This is a genomic window from Pseudacidovorax sp. RU35E (assembly GCF_900156165.1).
Taxonomy (GTDB): domain Bacteria; phylum Pseudomonadota; class Gammaproteobacteria; order Burkholderiales; family Burkholderiaceae_C; genus Xenophilus.
The window spans coordinates 12,017-29,058 of record NZ_FTMY01000012.1; the positions used below are offsets into that span (position 1 = coordinate 12,017).

Here is a 17,042-nt window from a genome sequence, read left to right on the forward strand (position 1 = left end):
CTGCGCCGCGCCGTTCACTTGAACTCGCCTTCGCGCAGCCACTTGGTGGCCACCCATTTCTCGCCCGCCTCGACCGGCGCGCCGCCGTGCAGCGTCTTGGTGGACGGATGCGGCCGGTCGTACGAGAAGAACACGCCCGAGCCACGCACGGGCGCCACGGCCAGGCCCACATCGGGAAAGGTGGTGGCGCCGCCGCGTTCGGGCTCCTGCAGGTACATCACCAGCGTGCCCACGCGCTGGCCGCCGCGGCGCAGGATGGTGGGCGTGCCGGGCTCCCCGGGGTCGAAGTAGTCGTAGTGCGGCCGGTACTGGGCGCCGGGCGAGTAGCGCAGGATCTGCAGGCCCTCGCCGCGCTCCACCGGCCAGTTCAGCAGGCGGGCGATGCGGGCCTCGATGCGGCTGACCAGCTCGCTTTCGCCGCGCTGGAAGAACATGCCGTCGCTGGTGCGGTCGGCATTGACCGCCTCGCCACCGGTCTTGGTCTCCACCGTCAGCGAGCGAGCCAGCCGGGCACGGGCCGCCTCGATCAGGCCGTCGCATTCCTCGTGGCTGAGCAGCTGACCGAACACCACCACGCGCGGCTGCGCCAAGGTCTGCATCACCTGCACGCGGCGGTCGCCGGCATCGAGGTAGAGCGGGTCGCCATCGAGTCGCGGCTCGGGCATCTCGGTGCGTCGGGGCGGCGGCTCGGCCGGCGCACCGCGCTCCAGCTCGGCCAGCGCCATGTCGGTCGCATCGTCGCGCCAGCCCGCGGCATGCATGGATGCACGCAGCGTGGCGACGGAATGGCCGGCAGCCAGTTGGGACTGGATCCACTGCCGGAGTTCGGGGGTGATGGCTTGCATGGCGCGAGGGCTCCCGGGCTTGGGCCAAAAAACGAAGCGTCAGGATAACGGCCGAATGTTCAGCCGCGGCGGAACACCAGCCGGTCCGGCTGCGAGACCTTGGGCGCGAAGGCATAACCCTCGAGGTCGAAGGCCTCGAGCCGGCGCGGCGTGCCTGCCTTGTGCAGCACGGCCCAGCGTGCCATCAGGCCGCGCGCGCGCTTGGCATAGAAGCTCACGATCTTGTAGTCGTCGCCCTTGCGCTCCTGGAACACGCATTCGACGACGCGGGCCTTCAGCGCCTTCTGGTCCACGGCCTTGAAGTATTCCTGCGAGGCCAGGTTGACCACCACCGGCGTGCGGTCCGCCGCCAGGCGCTCGTTGAGCCAGGGCGCGATGCGGTCGCCCCAGAAGGCGTACAGGTCCTTGCCCTTCGGGTTGGCCAGGGCCGTGCCCATCTCCAGGCGATAGGGCTGCAGCCGGTCCAAGGGACGCAGCACGCCGTACAGGCCGCTCAGGATCACCACATGGTCCTGCGCCCAGGCCAGTTGCGCGGCGCTCAGGCTGCGCGCGTCCAGGCCACCGTAGACGTCGCCGTCGAAGGCCAGCGCGGCCTGGCGGGCGTTCTTCGCCGTGCCCTTGGGCGCCCAGGCCTCGTAGCGGGCGGCGTTGAGGGTTGCCAGCTTGTCCGACAGGTGCATCAGCTCGGCCACCTGCAGCGGCGACTTCTGGCGCAGCAGGCCGATCAGCTCGGCGGCAGGGCCGCGGGCGCCCTCGAACACGGGTTGGGTGGCGGGCAGGTCTTCGGGGACGGGCGCTTCGTAATCGAGCGACTTGGCGGGCGAGAGCAGGAAGAGCATCGGGGAATTATGGAAGACCCGGAGGCGCGGGGAGCGCCCCGTAAAATTGCCCGCTTCCCGTCTTCGAACACCCACGGCATGCCGGCGCCCGCCAGCGTGCCCTGACTCCATCCGCCCATGAGCGACACCCCCCTGCAACCCGGCCTCCAGAGCCTCGCCAAGTCCTTCGAACCCGCCGCCATCGAGGCCCATTGGGGGCCCGAGTGGGAGCGCCGCGGCTATGCGAAGGCGGGCTTCCGCGGCACGCAGGCGCCCCAGGCCGGCGCGCCCTCCTTCGCCATCCAGCTGCCGCCGCCCAACGTGACGGGCACGCTGCACATGGGCCATGCCTTCAACCAGACGATCATGGACAGCCTGACGCGCTACCACCGCATGGCGGGCGCGAACACGCTGTGGGTGCCGGGCACCGACCATGCCGGCATCGCCACCCAGATCGTCGTGGAGCGCCAGCTGCAGGGCCAGGGTGTCAGCCGCCACGACCTGGGCCGCAAGAACTTCGTCGCCCGCGTGTGGGAATGGAAACAGCAGTCCGGCAACACCATCACCCAGCAGATGCGCCGCATGGGCGACACGGTGGACTGGAGCCGCGAGTACTTCACCATGGACGACAAGCTGTCCACGGTGGTCACCGACACCTTCGTGCGCCTTTACGATCAGGGCCTGATCTACCGCGGCAAGCGGCTCGTGAACTGGGACCCGGTGCTGATGTCCGCCGTCTCCGACCTGGAGGTGGAAAGCGAGGAGGAAGAAGGCGCACTGTGGCACATCGCCTACCCGCTCGAAGACGGCAGCGGCAGCCTGACGGTGGCCACCACCCGACCCGAAACCATGCTGGGCGACGTGGCCGTGATGGTCCACCCCCAGGACGAGCGCTACGCCGCCCTCATCGGCAAGAAGGTGCGCCTGCCGTTGGTGGACCGGCTGATTCCCATCATTGCCGACGACTACGTGGACCGCGAGTTCGGCACCGGCGTGGTCAAGGTCACGCCCGCGCACGACCACAACGACTATGCGGTGGGCCAGCGCCATGGCCTGGCCATCATCGGCGTGCTGACGCTGGACGCCAAGATCAACGACAACGCGCCCGAGGCCTACCGCGGCCTGGACCGCTTCGCCGCCCGCAAGAAGATCGTGGCCGACCTCGAAGCCACCGGCGCCCTGGTCGAGACCAAGAAGCACAAACTGATGGTGCCGCGTTGCGCCCGCACCGGCCAGGTGGTCGAGCCCATGCTCACCGACCAATGGTTCGTCGCCATGACCAAGGTCAGCGAGCAGGATCCGACCGGCAAGAGCATCGCCCAGAAGGCCATCGACGCGGTGCAGTCGGGCCAGGTGCGCTTCGTGCCCGAGAACTGGGTCAACACCTACAACCAGTGGATGAACAACATCCAGGACTGGTGCATCAGCCGCCAGCTCTGGTGGGGCCACCAGATTCCCGCCTGGTATGACGAGGACGGCCGCGTCTACGTCGCCCGCAACGAGGAAGAGGCGCAGAAGCAGGCCCCCGGCAAGACCCTCACGCGCGACGAGGACGTGCTGGACACCTGGTATTCCTCCGCCCTGGTGCCCTTCTCGTCCCTGGGCTGGCCGCAGGCACTGGAAGACGGCAACGCCCTCAAGGATTACGACCTCTACCTGCCCTCCACCGTGCTGGTGACCGGCTACGACATCATCTTCTTCTGGGTCGCCCGGATGATCATGATGACCACGCACTTCACCGGCCGCGTGCCCTTCAAGCATGTGTACATCCACGGCCTGGTGCGCGATGCGCAGGGCAAGAAGATGAGCAAGTCCGAGGGCAACGTGCTGGACCCGGTGGACCTGATCGACGGCATCGCGCTGGAGCCGCTGCTCGACAAGCGCACCCAGGGCCTGCGCAAGCCCGAGACCGCCCCGCAGGTGCGCAAGAACACGCAGAAGGAGTTCCCCGAGGGCATTCCGGCCTACGGCGCCGATGCGCTGCGCTTCACCTTCGCGGCGCTGGCCTCGCTGGGCCGCAGCATCAACTTCGACAGCAAGCGCTGCGAGGGCTACCGCAACTTCTGCAACAAGCTGTGGAACGCTACCCGCTTCGTGCTGATGAACTGCGAAGGCCAGGACTGCGGCCTGATGGACCACAGCAAGGCCGACTGCGCCCCGGGCGGCAAGGCCCACGGCTACATGCGCTTCAGCCAGGCCGACCGCTGGATCGCCTCGCGCCTGCAGCGCGTGGAGCAGGAAGTCGCGCAGGGCTTCGGCGACTACCGCCTGGACAACGTGGCCAACGCCATCTACCAGTTCGCCTGGGACGAGTTCTGCGACTGGTACCTGGAAATCGCCAAGGTGCAGATCCAGACCGGCGGCGAGGCCGAGCAGCGCGCTACCCGCCGCACGCTGATCCGCACGCTGGAAACGCTGCTGCGCCTGGCGCACCCGGTCATTCCCTTCATCACCGAAGAGCTGTGGCAGAAGGTCGCGCCCGTCGCCGGCCGCGCCAGCGAATCGATCATGGTCGCCGCCTACCCCGTCGCCCAGCCCGAGAAGATCGACGAGGCGGCCGAGGCACACGTGGCCAAGCTCAAGGCGCTGGTGGCGTCGTGCCGCACGCTGCGTGGCGAGATGAACGTCTCGCCCGCCCAGCGCCTGCCGCTGTACGTGGTGGGCGACGCCGACTTCGTGCGCCAGGCCGCGCCTGTGTTGCAGGCCCTCGCCAAGTTGAGCGAGGTCAAGGTTTTCGACGATGAAGCGGCCTGGACGGCCGCCGCGCAGGCCGCCCCGGTCGCACTGGTGGGCGAGGCGCGTCTGGCCCTGCACGTCGAGATCGACGTGGCCGCCGAGCGCGTGCGCCTGGGCAAGGAAATCGTCCGCATCCAGGGCGAGATCGCGAAGGCACAGGGCAAGCTGGGCAACGAGGCCTTCGTGGCCAAGGCGCCCCCGAACGTCATTGCGCAGGAACGCCAGCGCATGGCCGATTTCGGCGCTTCGCTGACACGATTGCAGGAACAACTCGCGCGTCTCGGTTGAGGCTGCGTTCATTCGCCTGCATTAGCATTGACTGGTTAAAGAATCTCAACTCTTCCGCACATCCGCATGCCCACTTCCAGACGCATCCGCAAGGCCGTTTTTCCCGTGGCCGGCTTTGGTACCCGCTTCCTGCCCGCCACGAAGGCGCAGCCCAAGGAGATGCTGCCAGTGGTGGACAAGCCGCTCATCCAGTACGCGGTCGAAGAGGCTTATGCGGCCGGCATCCGCGACATGATCTTCGTCACCGGCCGCAACAAGCGCGCCATCGAGGACCACTACGACACCGCGTATGAGCTGGAAAGCCAGCTCGAAGCCAGCGGCAAGAACGCCCTGCTGCGCATTGCCCGTTCGGTGGCGCCCGAGGACATGACCTGCTCGTACGTGCGCCAGCCGCGCATGCTGGGCCTGGGCCACGCGGTGCTGTGCGCCGAGCACCTGGTCGGCGACGAGCCTTTCGCCGTGCTGCTGGCGGACGATCTGATGGTCGGCCCCGAGGGTGGCGAAGGCGTCCTGTCGCAGATGGTGCGCACGTACAACAACCTCGGCGGCTCGGTGCTGGCCGTGCAGGAAGTGCCGCTGGACCAGGTCAAGCGCTACGGCATCGTGGCCGGCGACCCGATGGGCGACGGCCTGACGCAGGTGCGCGCCATGGTCGAAAAGCCCTCGCCCGAGAACGCGCCTTCGCGGCTGGGCGTGGCCGGCCGCTATGTGCTGACCCCCGGCGTGTTCGAGGAGATCCGCCGCCAGACCAAGGGCGCCGGTGGCGAGATCCAACTGACCGACGGCATCGCCTCGCTGATGAAGAAGGAAAGCGTCTACGCCTATTCCTACAAGGGCACCCGCTACGACTGCGGCAGCAAGGAAGGCTTCCTGCAGGCCACCGTCGAGCTGGCGCTGGCGCACCCGGAGGTGGGCGGCTATTTCAAGGACTACCTCAAGGGCCTGGCGCTCTGAGCGACATCGTCCTGAGATGAAGAACGAAAGGGGCCTCGCGGCCCCTTTCTGCTTCTGGCGGCCTGCGCCCTCTCAGCGTCGCCGGAGTACGTGGATGAACTCCGCGCCCACGGTCTCCTGCGACACCAGCCCATGCCCGGTCTGGCGCGCGAAGGCCTGGAAGTCGCGGGTGGAACCCGGATCGGTGGCCACCACCTTCAGCAACTGGCCGCTGGCCATGTCGTTCAAGGCCTTCTTGGCCTTGAGGATGGGCAGCGGACAGTTCAGCCCGCGGGTGTCGATTTCCTTGTCGATGGCGATGTCGGTCATGGCTTTCTCTGCTGGGGCTCGGGTCAGGTGGATAGCCCCCGGCGCCGCTCCTCGTTCTCTTCGGCGGTGAAGAACACCGGCTCATGCCCCCGAGTGCGCAGCCAGTCGGCCAGCGCATAGCCGGTGCCGGCAGGCCAGCACTTGAGGTCCGCCAGGTCATACAGGCGCCAGTCCACCAGCTCGGGCGAGAGCTTCACCTCGCCCTCAGCCACCACGTGGTAGGCGATGATGACCTGGTTCATGCGCTGGAAGTCGTAGGCGCCCACGATGCCGCAGCTGATCACGTCGAGGTTGGTCTCTTCCTTGACCTCGCGCGCGATGCCTTCGATGGGCGTCTCGCCGGCCTCCATGAAGCCGGTGATGAGCGCGAACATCTTGGGCGGCCAGGCCGCATTGCGCGCCAGCAGCACCTGGCCGTTGTATTCGACGATGGCGGCCAGCACCGGCGTCGGGTTGTTCCAGTGCGTGTGGCCGCAGGCCGGGCAGCGCAGGCGGGCCTTGGGGCCGCCGTCTTCCATCATCTCGATCCATTCGAGCGGTGTGGCGCAGGCCTGGCAGAACTTGGGCAGGTTGTTCATGGCTGTCTCCGGGTCTTGTCGTTGTCGTTGTCGTGGGACGGGGTCATGCGCGCGGCGTCAGGCCGGGAACACGCCCGTGGAGAGATAACGGTCGCCGCGGTCGCAGACGATGAAGACGATGGTCGCGTTCTCGACCGTGCGCGCGATCTCCAGCGCCACCCACAGCGCGCCGGCGGCCGAGATGCCGCCGAAGATGCCCTCCTCGCGCGCCAGGCGGCGAGCCATCTCCTCGGCGCTGTCCTGGCTCACGTTGACGACCTGGTCCACGCGGCTCGGGTCGAAGATCTTGGGCAGGTATTCCTGCGGCCACTTGCGGATGCCCGGGATGCGCGAGCCATCGGCCGGCTGCGCGCCGACGATCTGGATCGCCGGGTTCTTCTCCTTGAGGAAGCGCGACACGCCGGTGATGGTGCCGGTGGTGCCCATGGCGCTCACGAAATGGGTGATGCGCCCGCCTGTCTGCTCCCACAGCTCGGGGCCGGTGGTCTCGTAATGGATGCGCGGGTTGTCGTCGTTGGCAAACTGGTCGAGCACGCGGCCCTTGCCCTGCGCCACCATCTGGTCGGCCAAGTCGCGGGCGTATTCCATGCCGCCGCTCTTGGGCGTGAGCACCAGCTCGGCGCCATAGGCCTTCATGGTCTGGGCACGTTCGATGGAAAGGTCCTCCGGCATGATCAGGACCATGCGATAGCCCTTGATGGCCGCCGCCATGGCCAGTGCGATGCCAGTGTTGCCCGAGGTGGCCTCGATCAGCGTGTCGCCCGGCTTGATCTCGCCGCGCTCCTCGGCACGCCGGATCATCGACAGGGCCGGGCGGTCCTTGACCGAGCCGGCCGGGTTGTTGCCTTCGAGCTTGCCCAGCACCACGTTGCCGCGCGCGGCGTTGGCGGCGGCCTCGATGCGTTGCAGGGCCACCAGCGGCGTCTTGCCGACCGCGTCTTCGATCGTCGGATAGGAAATGGTCATGGTTCTTGTGTAAAAGCCCGCTGCACCGAAGCGGTGTGCGAAGGCACTGTGCCATAATTTTGGGCTGTCTCGACGCTTCGTGCCGGAGTGGTGAAATTGGTAGACGCAGGGGACTCAAAATCCCCCGCCGCAAGGCGTGCCGGTTCGATTCCGGCCTCCGGCACCAACGAATGCGCAGCAGGGTCTTTGCAGGGCCCACGCCTTTCGTTCCCCAAGCGTTCTGCATTCCCGCCTTCGGCATCCACAGCCTTCGGGCTGGTCCTCTTGCGAGGACGCATGCCGCCCAGGCCCTCCAGGGAGCCCCGCCTCCCTTCGTACTGCGCTGCATTGACCGATACGCCCGATCCCGCTTCCTCTTCTTCTGCCTCCGGCCCGGCCCCTCATACGGCTTCATCCGATGACGCCCGGCTCGCAGGCCGGACGGCCGCTCCCGCGGACGACACCGGCGCAACGCCCGCGGAGGACACCCACAGCCCTTCCTCGCTGCGCCAGCGCTTCGGCGAAGCGGCGTCGGTCTTCGGCAAGCTCGACACGCGCCCCTTTGACGAGCGCAACCGGCCGGCCCCGTGGTGGTCGCGCTGGCTGCGCCGCCGCTGAGCCGACGGTTCCGATCGATCAGGCGGCGCGGCAGGCCAGCACCGCGTCGCGCACTGCCCGCAGCGCCCGGCCGCAGTCGTCGCGCGTGAGCGGCCCGCCCAGGCACAGGCGCAGGGCCTCGGGCGGCATGCGGTCGGTCGAGAAGGCCTGGCTGGCCACCGCCGCGACACCCATCTGCTGCAACTGCTGCGCCAGCTCGGCGCTCACGCAGCGACCGACCTCTTCGTCGTCATCACTCTCCAGCGGCAGCCAGGCATGGAAGCCCTGCGGATGCGTACGCAGGCCCAGGTCGCCCAGCAGCTCACGCGCCAGCGCGCTGCGCCAACTGCATTCGGCGCGCATGGCATCGAGCGCCTGCGCCGCCAGGCCCGACCCCAGCCAGTGCGTGACCAAGCCCGTGGTCAACGGCGAGGCCATCACGGTGGTGGCCCGCAGCGCACCCGCCAGCCGCTGCGTGGCGGCATCGGTGGGCGCCAGCACGAAGGCATTGCGCAGGCCCGCGCCCAGCCACTTGGAAGTGCCGCTCACGTAGTAGGTGAGCGCAGGCGCGAAGTCCGCCAGCGGCGGGGGCACGGCCGGGGCCAGCATGCCGTAGGCATCGTCCTCGATGATGGGCACGCTGTGGTGGGCGGCGATGTCCGCCAGTGCCTCGCGCCGGCCCAGCGACAGCGTGGCGGTGGTCGGGTTGTGCAGGTTGGGGCACAGGTACAGCGCGCCGATGGACGCGCTCTTGCACAGCGTCTCGAAGGACTGCGGCACGATGCCTTCCTCATCGCACTGAAGCGGCTGCAGCTGCGTGCCCAACTGCGCGGCGATGGCCTTGAGGCCGGGATACAGCAGCGACTCCACCGCCAGGCTCTGGCCCGGCCGCACCAGCAGGCTCAGGAGCGCGAGCAGCACGCTGTGGATGCCCGGCGCGACCAGCGTGTGCTCGGCGCGCGCATGGCCCACCCACTGACGCAGCCACTGCGCGGCGGCCTCGCGGTCGCGCGGGCTGCCGCCGAAGTCCTGGTAGCGCATCAGCTCCGCCACCGGCGTGGCGCCGACGAAGGCAGCGGCCTCGTCCTGCAACTGCTGGCCGACGGGATGGTCGTTCAGCTCCGGCGGCATGTTCATCGTCATCTCGGCACCGGTGCCGCCACGCAGAGGCAGGCCGATGAAGGAGCCGCGCACGTAGGAGCCCAGGCCGGGCCGCGAGGCGATGAGCCCGCGTTCGCGCGCCTGCGCGAAGCCGCGCACCACCGTCGTGTAGTTCAGGCCCAGCTGCTGGGCCAGCTCGCGCAGCGGCGGCAGGCGGTCGCGCGGCGCGAGTCGGCCACGCTGGAGGTCTTCGGCCAGCAGGTCGGGGATCAGCTGATAGGCCGGAAGTTCGCTGTGTCTCAGCCGCGCGGCCCAGTGCGAGAAGGGCATGGATCAATGGCTTTCAGGCGCTCGGGAAGCGCCAAGTAGAGCGCAATACGCCGCCGTCGTGCGGCCGCAATGCCTGCTTGTTTTGGTGCGCCATGCCATTGATCGGATGCATTGATTGCATCGGCCTGCGGCGCACTGGTGCATGGCGCGTCGGCGCTCGTCATGCCGGGGCGGGTCTCAACCGGCCGCATGCACGCATGCCCATGGGCTTGATCGGCCATTGATCGGCCGCGCGGCTTGGCCAGCGGCCCGTTCCTCGCAAAGAGGCTGGCACCGCGGTACGAAGCGTCTGTCTTTCGAAGGCCTCGCACCGCGGCCCGACCCCGATCCACCGCCAACCGCAACCGAGGTGCCCATGCCCCAAGTGACCCATCCCGCCGCCCAGAAGGGCGACTTCCTGGTCGACTACGAAGAGAAGGTCTTCGAAGACGTCAAGGCCGAGCCCGGCGAGAAGGCCCTGGTGACCTTCCACACCGTGGCCTTCGAAGGCTCCATCGGCTTCGTCAACCTGCTGCAGGCCACGCGGCTGCAGCGCAAGGGCTTCGAGACCTCGATCCTGCTCTACGGCCCGGGCGTGACGCTGGGCGTCAAGCGTGGCTTTCCCAAGCTGGGCGACTCCGCCTTCCCGGGCCACCAGAACTTCAACGAGCAGATCACCAAGTTCATCGCCGAAGGCGGCAAGGTCTACGCCTGCCGCTTCGCGCTTCAGGCGCTGTACGGCCACGGCGAGGGAGCCCTGATCGAAGGCATCCGCCCCATCAACCCGCTGGACGTGCTCGACGTCGTGCTGCTGCACCGCAAGCAGGGCGCCTTCATCCTCGACACCTGGACGCTCTGAGCGTCGCCCCGGAGCAGCCGATGGCCCTGCCGAAGAAGAAGACCGTGCGCGCCGCCGCCGCGCAGATCGCGCCCGACCTGGACAGCGAGGGCGGCACCCTGGCCCGCGTGCTGGAGACGGTGCACGAGGCGGCGCGCCGGGGCGTGGAGCTGATCGTCTTTCCCGAGACCTTCGTGCCCTACTACCCCTACTTCTCCTTCGTGCAGCCGCCGGCGCGCCAGGGCGCGGACCACCTGCTGCTGATGCAGCGCGCGCCCACCGTGCCCGGCCCCGTGACCGAGGCCGTGGCCGCCGCCGCGCGGCAGGCCGGCATGGTGGTGGTGCTGGGCGTGAACGAGCGCGACCACGGCAGCCTCTACAACACGCAGTTGGTCTTCGATGCCGACGGCCGGCTGGTGCTCAAGCGCCGCAAGATCACGCCGACCTACCACGAGCGCATGGTCTGGGGCCAGGGCGATGGCAGCGGCCTGAAGGCCGTGGACACGGCCGTCGGCCGCGTCGGCGCCCTCGCCTGCTGGGAGCACTACAACCCGCTGGCCCGCTATGCGCTGATGGCCGACCACGAGCAGATCCACTGCGCCCAGTTCCCGGGCTCGCTGGTCGGGCCCATCTTTGCCGAGCAGATGGGCGTGACGATCCGCCACCACGCGCTGGAGTCGGGCTGCTTCGTGGTCAACGCCACCGGCTGGCTGCACGACGAGCAGGTGCGCCGCCTGATGCCCGACGAGGCCCTGCAGGGCGCGCTGCGCGGCGGCTGCCACAGCGCCATCGTCTCGCCCGAAGGCAAGTACCTGGCCGAGCCGCTGACCGAGGGCGAGGGCCTGGTCGTGGCCGACCTGGACCTGGCGCTGATCGACAAGCGCAAACGCATGATGGATTCGGTGGGCCACTACGCGCGCCCCGAACTGCTGTCGCTGGCCATCCGCCGCGACGCCGCCGCCACGACCCGGCCGCTGGCCGCGGGCGAGCCGGCCCTTCTGTCCGACGACATCCCCCTGCCTCCGGAGGCCGCATGAATCCGAGCACCCGACAGCTGATGACCGAACTGCAGACCCGCGGCCTGCGGCTGGAAGCCCCGCAGGCCGGCGCCGCCAGCCGCCGCGGCGGGGCCGGCCCCTCGGACCACAAGGCCGTGACGGTGGACGGCGTGACGCTGATGGTGCCGGTGCACACGCACGGCGCCTTCGACTCGCCCTTCATCGCCGGCACGCCCGATGCACAGGGCCGCGCCACCCTGCGCCACAACACCATCCCCATCGCGCAGCTGAGCTTTCCGAAGGCGCCGCGCTTCTATGGCCGGCAGACGGCCGACGGCATCCCCTACCAGCAGATCGCCACGCTGCACGGCACCGACGTGCTGGCCACCACCGTGCTGCAGACCTGCATCCGCTACGAGAGCCGGCGCAAGGCCTGCCGCTTCTGCGCCATCGGCCAGTCGCTGGCGGCCGGCCGCACCATCGCCCACAAGACGCCCGCGCAACTGGCCGAGGTGGCGAAGGCGGCCGTCGAGCTCGACGGCGTGCGCCACATGGTGATGACCACCGGCACGCCGCCCACCCGCGACCGCGGCGCGCAGGTGTTGTGCGACAGCGCCGCGGCCGTGAAGGCGGCGGTGGACCTGCCCATCCAGGCCCAGTGCGAGCCGCCCGACACCGACGCCTGGTTCCAGCGACTGAAGGACGCGGGCGTCGACACGCTGGGCATGCACATCGAGGTGGTGGGCGAAGACCTGCGCCAGCAGATCCTGCCCGGCAAGGCCGAGGTGCCCATGGCCCGCTACTGGGAGGCCTTCGAGGCGGCCGTGGCCGTCTTCGGACGCGGCCAGGTCAGCACCTACCTGCTGGCCGGGCTGGGCGACAGCGCGCAGACCCTGCTGGCCACCAGCGAGCGGCTGCTGGCCCTGGGCGTGTATCCCTTCGTCGTGCCCTTCGTGCCCATCAGCGGCACGCCACTGGAAGACCATGCGCCGCCCGGCGCGGACTTCATGCGCTCGGTGCTGGAGCCGCTGGGCGCGATGGTGCGCCAGGCCGGCCTGCGCGCGGCCGACATCAAGGCCGGCTGCGGCAAGTGCGCCGCCTGCTCGACGCTGTCGGTCTTCGAGGACGCGGCGGCGCCCCTGGCCGAGGCCGCCTGAACTGACGCCGGAGCCGCCCACCATGATCCTCGTCGACGCCCAACCCTGGCTCATGCCGGCGCCCCCCGCGCCGCGGACCGACCACGCTTTCCGCATCCAGTGGGCGAGCCTTCCATGGATGCAACGCGAGGCCCTGGCGCTGCGCCGGCAGGTGTTCTGCGAGGAGCAGCGCGTATTCGACCGCGACGACCAAGACGCCATCGACATGCAGCCCGGCATGCGCACGCTGGTGGCCTGCTCCACCGTCGCCGGCCTGCCCGACGAGGTGGTCGGCACGGTGCGCATTCACGAGGAATCGCCCGGCACCTGGTGGGGTTCGCGCCTGGCCGTGGCCGTGCCCTGGCGCCGCCATGCACTGCTGGGCACGGGCCTCATCCGCCTGGCCGTGAGCAGCGCCCATGCCCGCGGCTGCCGCGACTTCCTGGCCCATGTGCAGATGCAGAACGTGCCGCTGTTCGAGCGCCTGCACTGGCGGCAGGACGGCGTGGCCGACCTCCACGGCCTGCCCCATGCCCTGATGCGCGCCGACCTGCGCCAGTACCCGCCCTGCCACACCCCGGAGGCCGGCTTCGTGCTGGCGGGGAGCAGGGCATGAGCGCTGGCGCCATGCTGCCCCCGCTGCTCGCCGCCCTGCGCGACGGCCGCGGCTTTGCGCACAAGCGCGACATCGCCCGCGTGATGCAGGCATTGAATGGCGACGGATCCCCTGCCACTGCCGTCGCGACCGCCGCACCGACCACCGTCCCCAACGGCGACGACTGCGCCGTGCTGCCGCTGCCAGACGGCGGCCACCAGCTGCTGGCCATCGAAGGGCTGATGCCCGACTTCGTGCAGCAGCAGCCCTGGTTCGCCGGCTACAGCGCGGTGATGGTCAACCTGAGCGACGTGGCGGCCATGGGCGGCCGGCCGACCGCCGTCGTCGATGCACTCTGGAGCGCCGACGAAGCGACCACCGCCGAGCTGCTGCGCGGCATGCGCGCGGCCTGCGCACAGTACGGCGTGCCGCTGGTGGGTGGCCACACCAATCTGCGCAGCGGCAGTGCGCAACTGGCCGTGGCGGTGCTGGGGCGGGCCGAGCGGCTCATCTCCAGCTTCGCGGCCCGGCCCGGCGACCGCCTGCTGGTCGCCACCGATCTGCGCGGCGCCTGGCAGGGCGATGCGCCTTTCTGGAACGCCAGCACCAGCGCACCCGCCGCACGCCTGCAGGCCGACCTGGCGCTGCTGCCGCAGCTGGCCGAAGCCGGGCTGGTGGATGCCGGCAAGGACATCAGCATGGCCGGCGTGCTGGGCACGTTGCTGATGCTGCTGGAATGCTCGGGCTGCGGTGCGCGCGTCGAACTGGAGCGCCTGCCCTGCCCCCCGCGCACCCACGGCGGACCCGACTGGCACGCGGACAGCGACGTCGCCCATGCCGCGCGGCTGCGCTGGCTCGGCGCCTTTCCCAGCTTCGGCTTCGTGCTGGCCGTGCGGCCAGCGCTGGCCGCCGAGGTGCAGGCCCGCTTCGCAGAACACGGCATCGCCTGCGCCGACGTCGGCGAGGTGCAGGTCGGCACACGGCTGGACGTGGCCCTGGGCGAAGAGCAGGCCTGCCTGTGGGACCTGGCCGAGTCGGGCTTCATCCTCGGCGGGCCGGCGACATCGGCGACGGCTCCAACTTCAGCTTCAGCTTCGGCTTCCGCCCCGGCTTCGGTCGAGTCCGCGAAGGAGCGCCACCATGCCTGAGCGCCAGCACGTCGATCGGGCACGCAAGGGCCTGCATGTCGGCCTGGCCATGCACAGCGTGCTGCCCCGCGGCGGCGTGATCCACACGCTGGAGCTGGCGACCGCCCTCGCCCGCCAAGGCGTCACCGTGACCGTCTTCGCGCCGGTGGAGCCAGGCCAGACCCTGTTCCGCCCGCTGCCCGACGGCCTGCCGCTGCGACTGCAGGCCCTGCCCATGCCGCGCCCCAACGGCACCCTGCTGGCCGACCAGGTGGGCGAGCGCATCACGGCCCTGCGCGCTGCGCTTCCGGCCGCTGCGGCGCGGGCCGGCGTCGACGTGCTGCATGTGCAGGACAGTCTCAACGGCGCAGCGCTCGCGCAAAGCCCGCCGGCCATGCCCTGGCTGCGCACCGTGCATCACCTCGACGACTTCGCCGATGCACGCCTGGAGGCCTGGCAGGCCATGGCGTGGCAGCATGCCCAGGCCGTCTGCTGCGTCAGCGACACCTGGTTCGACCAGTTGCGTGCCCGGCCCGAAGCCCCGCCCGTTCACCGCGTCTTCAACGGCGTGGACCTGCACCGCTTTCGCCCCGGCCCCGTGGCCGAGGATGCCGCGGCCCTTTCCGCCCTGACCGCCGCCGGCCTCGACGGCGCGCCGCTGCTGCTGGCCCTGGGCGGCGTGGAGGCGCGCAAGAACAGCGCGCGCCTGCTGCGCGCCTTCGCCCGACTGCGCCGCGAGGTGCCGCAGGCGGCCCGCGCCCGCCTGCTGGTGGCCGGCGGCGCCAGCCTGCTGCAGCACGGCGCCGAGCAGCAGCGCTGGCAACTTGCCCTGGCCGACAGCGGTCTCGCCGAAGGGCCCGGCCAGCCGGTCTGGCGCACCGGCCCCCTGCCCGATGCGGCCATCGCCGCCCTGATGCGCCGCGCCCGACTGCTGGCCATGCCCTCGCTCAACGAAGGCTTCGGCCTGGTCGCGCTGGAGGCGCTGGCCTGCGGCACGCCGGTGCTGGTGTCGCGCCGCGCGCCCTTCACCGAACACCTGGCCGGCAGCCCCGGCGTGAGCTGGTGCGAGCCCGAGGACGACACCAGCCTGGCCCTGGGCCTGGCCCGCGCCTGGAGCCAGCCGCGCCTGCCGCAGCCGCCCGCGGTCTGCCACACGCACAGCTGGGCGCGCAGCGCCCTCGCCCATCTGCAGGTCTACCGGCAATGCCTGGCGTCGGCCACCTCTTCCATGCCTACCCACGACCCCATCCCATGCCTGCCATGACCTACACCCTGCGCTGGCCCGATGCCAGCGAGACCGTCGCCTACTCGCCCTCGCTGGTGATGCAGGACTACTTCGCGCCCGGCCAGGCCTATGCGCTCGACGACTTCCTGCAGAAGCTGCGCGAGGCCACCGGCATCGCCAACGACCGGGTACGGGCCAAGTTCGGCTTCGCCTGCTCGCGTGCCAGCGACCAGCTGGCGGACATCGAGGCCCGCGTGGCCCGCCATGCCGGCGCGGCCGGCGCCCAGGTGCAGGTCGTGGCCTTCGGGCCGGCGGACTGAGCCACCGAGTCCGCGTCCCTATCCAAGGAGTAACCCATGACCGCTTCCACTGCCCTCGCCCCGCACTACCCCGTCGTCGTCATCGGCGGCGGCCAGGCCGGGCTGTCCACCAGCCACTACCTTCAGCAGGCCGGCATCGCGCACGTCGTGCTCGAAAAACACCGCATCGGCCATGCCTGGCGCGACCAGCGCTGGGACAGCTTTTGCCTGGTCACGCCCAACTGGCAGTGCCGCCTGCCCGACTTTCCCTACAGCGGTCCGGACCCGAAGGGCTTCATGCTGCGCGACGAGATCGTGGCCTACCTGGAGGCCTTCGCCCGCAGGACGCGACCGCCGGTGATCGAGGGCGTGTCGGTGCGGTCCGTGCGGCGCCATGCCGACGGCGCACTCGAAGTGAGCACCACGCTCGGCACCTGCCTGGCCGACCATGTGGTGGTGGCCACCGGCGGCTACGACCTGCCCATCGTGCCCGCCTGCGCCCACAGCCTGCCGCCGGCCATCACCCAGCTGCATTCCGTGGACTACCGCAACCCGGCGCAATTGCCGCCCGGCGAGGTGCTGGTGGTGGGCTCCGGCCAGTCCGGCGTGCAGATCATGGAAGACCTGCACCTGGCAGGCCGCAAGGTGCACCTGGCGGTGGGCTCGGCGCCGCGCTCGCCGCGCGTGTACCGCGGCCGCGAATCCACCGAGTGGCTGCACGAGCTGGGCTTCTACAAGCTCACGGTGGACCGCCATCCGCTGGGCGACGAGGCCCGCCACAAGACCAACCACTACATGACCGGCCGCGACGGCGGCCACGAGATCGACCTGCGCCGCTTCGCGCTGGAAGGCGTGCGGCTGTACGGCACGCTGGCCGACATCCACGGTACGCAGGTGAGCTTCCGCCCCGACCTCACGCGCAATCTCGACGAGGCCGACGAGGTGTACTGCAACATCCGCCGCGACATCGATGCCTACATCGCCCACAACGGCATCGAGGCGCCGGTGGAGCCGCCCTTCCAGAAGGCCTGGCAGCCCGATGCGGACCCGACGCTGCTCGATCTGCAGGCCGCCGGCATCACCAGCATCGTGTGGGCCATCGGCTTCCGGCCCGACTACCGGTGGATCGACCTGCCCGTCTTCGACGGCCGCGGCCATCCACGCTTCCGCCGCGGCGTGACCGCAGAGCCGGGGCTTTATTTCGTCGGCCTGCCCTGGCTCAACACCTGGGGCTCCGGGCGCTTCCTGGGCGTGGCGGACGATGCGCAACACCTGGTCGAGGTGATCGGCCAGCGCATCGCCGCGGCCAACCTTCCCGAGCCGCTCGCCGAAGTGGCCTGACCG

General features: G+C 70.1%; 17 protein-coding genes and 1 tRNA gene. 12 read left to right on the plus strand and 6 right to left on the minus strand.

Going from position 1 to position 17,042, the window contains the following annotated elements; genetic code table 11:
- Nucleotides 1-14: 14 nt before the first annotated feature.
- Nucleotides 15-845: a 2OG-Fe(II) oxygenase gene (locus BXA03_RS20050; RefSeq protein ID WP_076510980.1), complete on the minus strand. Its 831-nt coding sequence runs from the start codon at nucleotides 843-845 to the stop codon at nucleotides 15-17.
- Between the two features lie 59 nt (nucleotides 846-904).
- On the minus strand, nucleotides 905-1,684 hold the full coding sequence (gene yaaA / locus BXA03_RS20055) for a peroxide stress protein YaaA (protein ID WP_076510981.1): 780 nt from the start codon (nucleotides 1,682-1,684) through the stop codon (nucleotides 905-907).
- A 117-nt stretch (nucleotides 1,685-1,801) separates the two neighbouring features.
- On the opposite strand from yaaA, the gene BXA03_RS20060 reads away from it, so the two are divergent.
- Both BXA03_RS20060 and galU read left to right on the plus strand, forming a co-directional pair.
- Nucleotides 1,802-4,687: a valine--tRNA ligase gene (locus tag BXA03_RS20060; RefSeq protein ID WP_076510982.1), complete on the plus strand. Its 2,886-nt coding sequence runs from the start codon at nucleotides 1,802-1,804 to the stop codon at nucleotides 4,685-4,687.
- Between the two features lie 66 nt (nucleotides 4,688-4,753).
- A complete protein-coding gene (galU, locus tag BXA03_RS20065) occupies nucleotides 4,754-5,641 on the plus strand; it encodes a UTP--glucose-1-phosphate uridylyltransferase GalU (protein WP_076510983.1) in 888 nt (295 codons plus the stop codon).
- Between the two features lie 72 nt (nucleotides 5,642-5,713).
- Here the strand turns inward: galU and BXA03_RS20070 are convergent, their stop codons facing one another.
- Genes BXA03_RS20070 through cysM form a run of 3 tightly spaced genes read right to left on the minus strand, consistent with a single transcriptional unit; the run spans nucleotide 5,714 to nucleotide 7,488 of the window.
- Nucleotides 5,714-5,950 (minus strand): sulfurtransferase TusA family protein, encoded by a 237-nt coding sequence (locus tag BXA03_RS20070; protein WP_369822454.1) that lies wholly within the window; start codon nucleotides 5,948-5,950, stop codon nucleotides 5,714-5,716.
- Nucleotides 5,951-5,973: 23 nt separating this feature from the next.
- Nucleotides 5,974-6,528 (minus strand): NUDIX domain-containing protein, encoded by a 555-nt coding sequence (locus tag BXA03_RS20075; protein WP_076510984.1) that lies wholly within the window; start codon nucleotides 6,526-6,528, stop codon nucleotides 5,974-5,976.
- 57 nt (nucleotides 6,529-6,585) lie between these two features.
- The gene (cysM, locus tag BXA03_RS20080; protein WP_076511108.1) at nucleotides 6,586-7,488 is read right to left on the minus strand and encodes a cysteine synthase CysM; all 903 of its coding nucleotides are present in this window, start codon (nucleotides 7,486-7,488) and stop codon (nucleotides 6,586-6,588) included.
- A gap of 87 nt (nucleotides 7,489-7,575) precedes the next feature.
- Between cysM and BXA03_RS20085 the strand changes: the two genes are divergently transcribed.
- Nucleotides 7,576-7,660: transfer RNA gene (locus tag BXA03_RS20085), tRNA-Leu, on the plus strand.
- A 161-nt stretch (nucleotides 7,661-7,821) separates the two neighbouring features.
- Nucleotides 7,822-8,091 (plus strand): hypothetical protein, encoded by a 270-nt coding sequence (locus BXA03_RS26645; protein WP_143476383.1) that lies wholly within the window; start codon nucleotides 7,822-7,824, stop codon nucleotides 8,089-8,091.
- Nucleotides 8,092-8,109: 18 nt separating this feature from the next.
- Here the strand turns inward: BXA03_RS26645 and BXA03_RS20090 are convergent, their stop codons facing one another.
- Entirely contained in the window at nucleotides 8,110-9,501 is a 1,392-nt protein-coding gene (locus BXA03_RS20090; RefSeq protein ID WP_076510985.1) for an aminotransferase-like domain-containing protein, read from the minus strand.
- Between the two features lie 355 nt (nucleotides 9,502-9,856).
- Here BXA03_RS20090 and BXA03_RS20095 point away from each other — a divergent pair, with 355 nt between their 5' ends.
- Genes BXA03_RS20095 through BXA03_RS20130 form a run of 8 tightly spaced genes read left to right on the plus strand, consistent with a single transcriptional unit; the run spans nucleotide 9,857 to nucleotide 17,039 of the window.
- Nucleotides 9,857-10,339 (plus strand): MSMEG_0572/Sll0783 family nitrogen starvation response protein, encoded by a 483-nt coding sequence (locus tag BXA03_RS20095; protein ID WP_017761953.1) that lies wholly within the window; start codon nucleotides 9,857-9,859, stop codon nucleotides 10,337-10,339.
- A gap of 20 nt (nucleotides 10,340-10,359) precedes the next feature.
- Entirely contained in the window at nucleotides 10,360-11,355 is a 996-nt protein-coding gene (locus BXA03_RS20100) for a Nit6803 family nitrilase (protein WP_076510986.1), read from the plus strand.
- 20 nt (nucleotides 11,356-11,375) lie between these two features.
- Complete coding sequence (locus tag BXA03_RS20105; protein WP_076511109.1) at nucleotides 11,376-12,473, plus strand: MSMEG_0568 family radical SAM protein; 1,098 nt, start codon at nucleotides 11,376-11,378, stop codon at nucleotides 12,471-12,473.
- Nucleotides 12,474-12,525: 52 nt separating this feature from the next.
- Entirely contained in the window at nucleotides 12,526-13,068 is a 543-nt protein-coding gene (locus tag BXA03_RS20110) for an MSMEG_0567/Sll0786 family nitrogen starvation N-acetyltransferase (protein ID WP_076511110.1), read from the plus strand.
- Entirely contained in the window at nucleotides 13,065-14,195 is a 1,131-nt protein-coding gene (locus BXA03_RS20115; RefSeq protein WP_083716200.1) for a sll0787 family AIR synthase-like protein, read from the plus strand. Before BXA03_RS20110 ends, BXA03_RS20115 begins: the two co-directional genes overlap by 4 nt.
- Nucleotides 14,188-15,438, plus strand: a complete 1,251-nt coding sequence (locus tag BXA03_RS20120; RefSeq protein WP_076510988.1) for an MSMEG_0565 family glycosyltransferase — start codon at nucleotides 14,188-14,190, stop codon at nucleotides 15,436-15,438. Before BXA03_RS20115 ends, BXA03_RS20120 begins: the two co-directional genes overlap by 8 nt.
- Nucleotides 15,426-15,719, plus strand: coding sequence for an MSMEG_0570 family nitrogen starvation response protein (locus BXA03_RS20125; protein WP_076510989.1), 294 nt, complete (start codon nucleotides 15,426-15,428; stop codon nucleotides 15,717-15,719). Before BXA03_RS20120 ends, BXA03_RS20125 begins: the two co-directional genes overlap by 13 nt.
- Before the next feature lie 36 nt (nucleotides 15,720-15,755).
- Nucleotides 15,756-17,039: an MSMEG_0569 family flavin-dependent oxidoreductase gene (locus BXA03_RS20130; RefSeq protein WP_076510990.1), complete on the plus strand. Its 1,284-nt coding sequence runs from the start codon at nucleotides 15,756-15,758 to the stop codon at nucleotides 17,037-17,039.
- Nucleotides 17,040-17,042 lie beyond the last annotated feature (3 nt).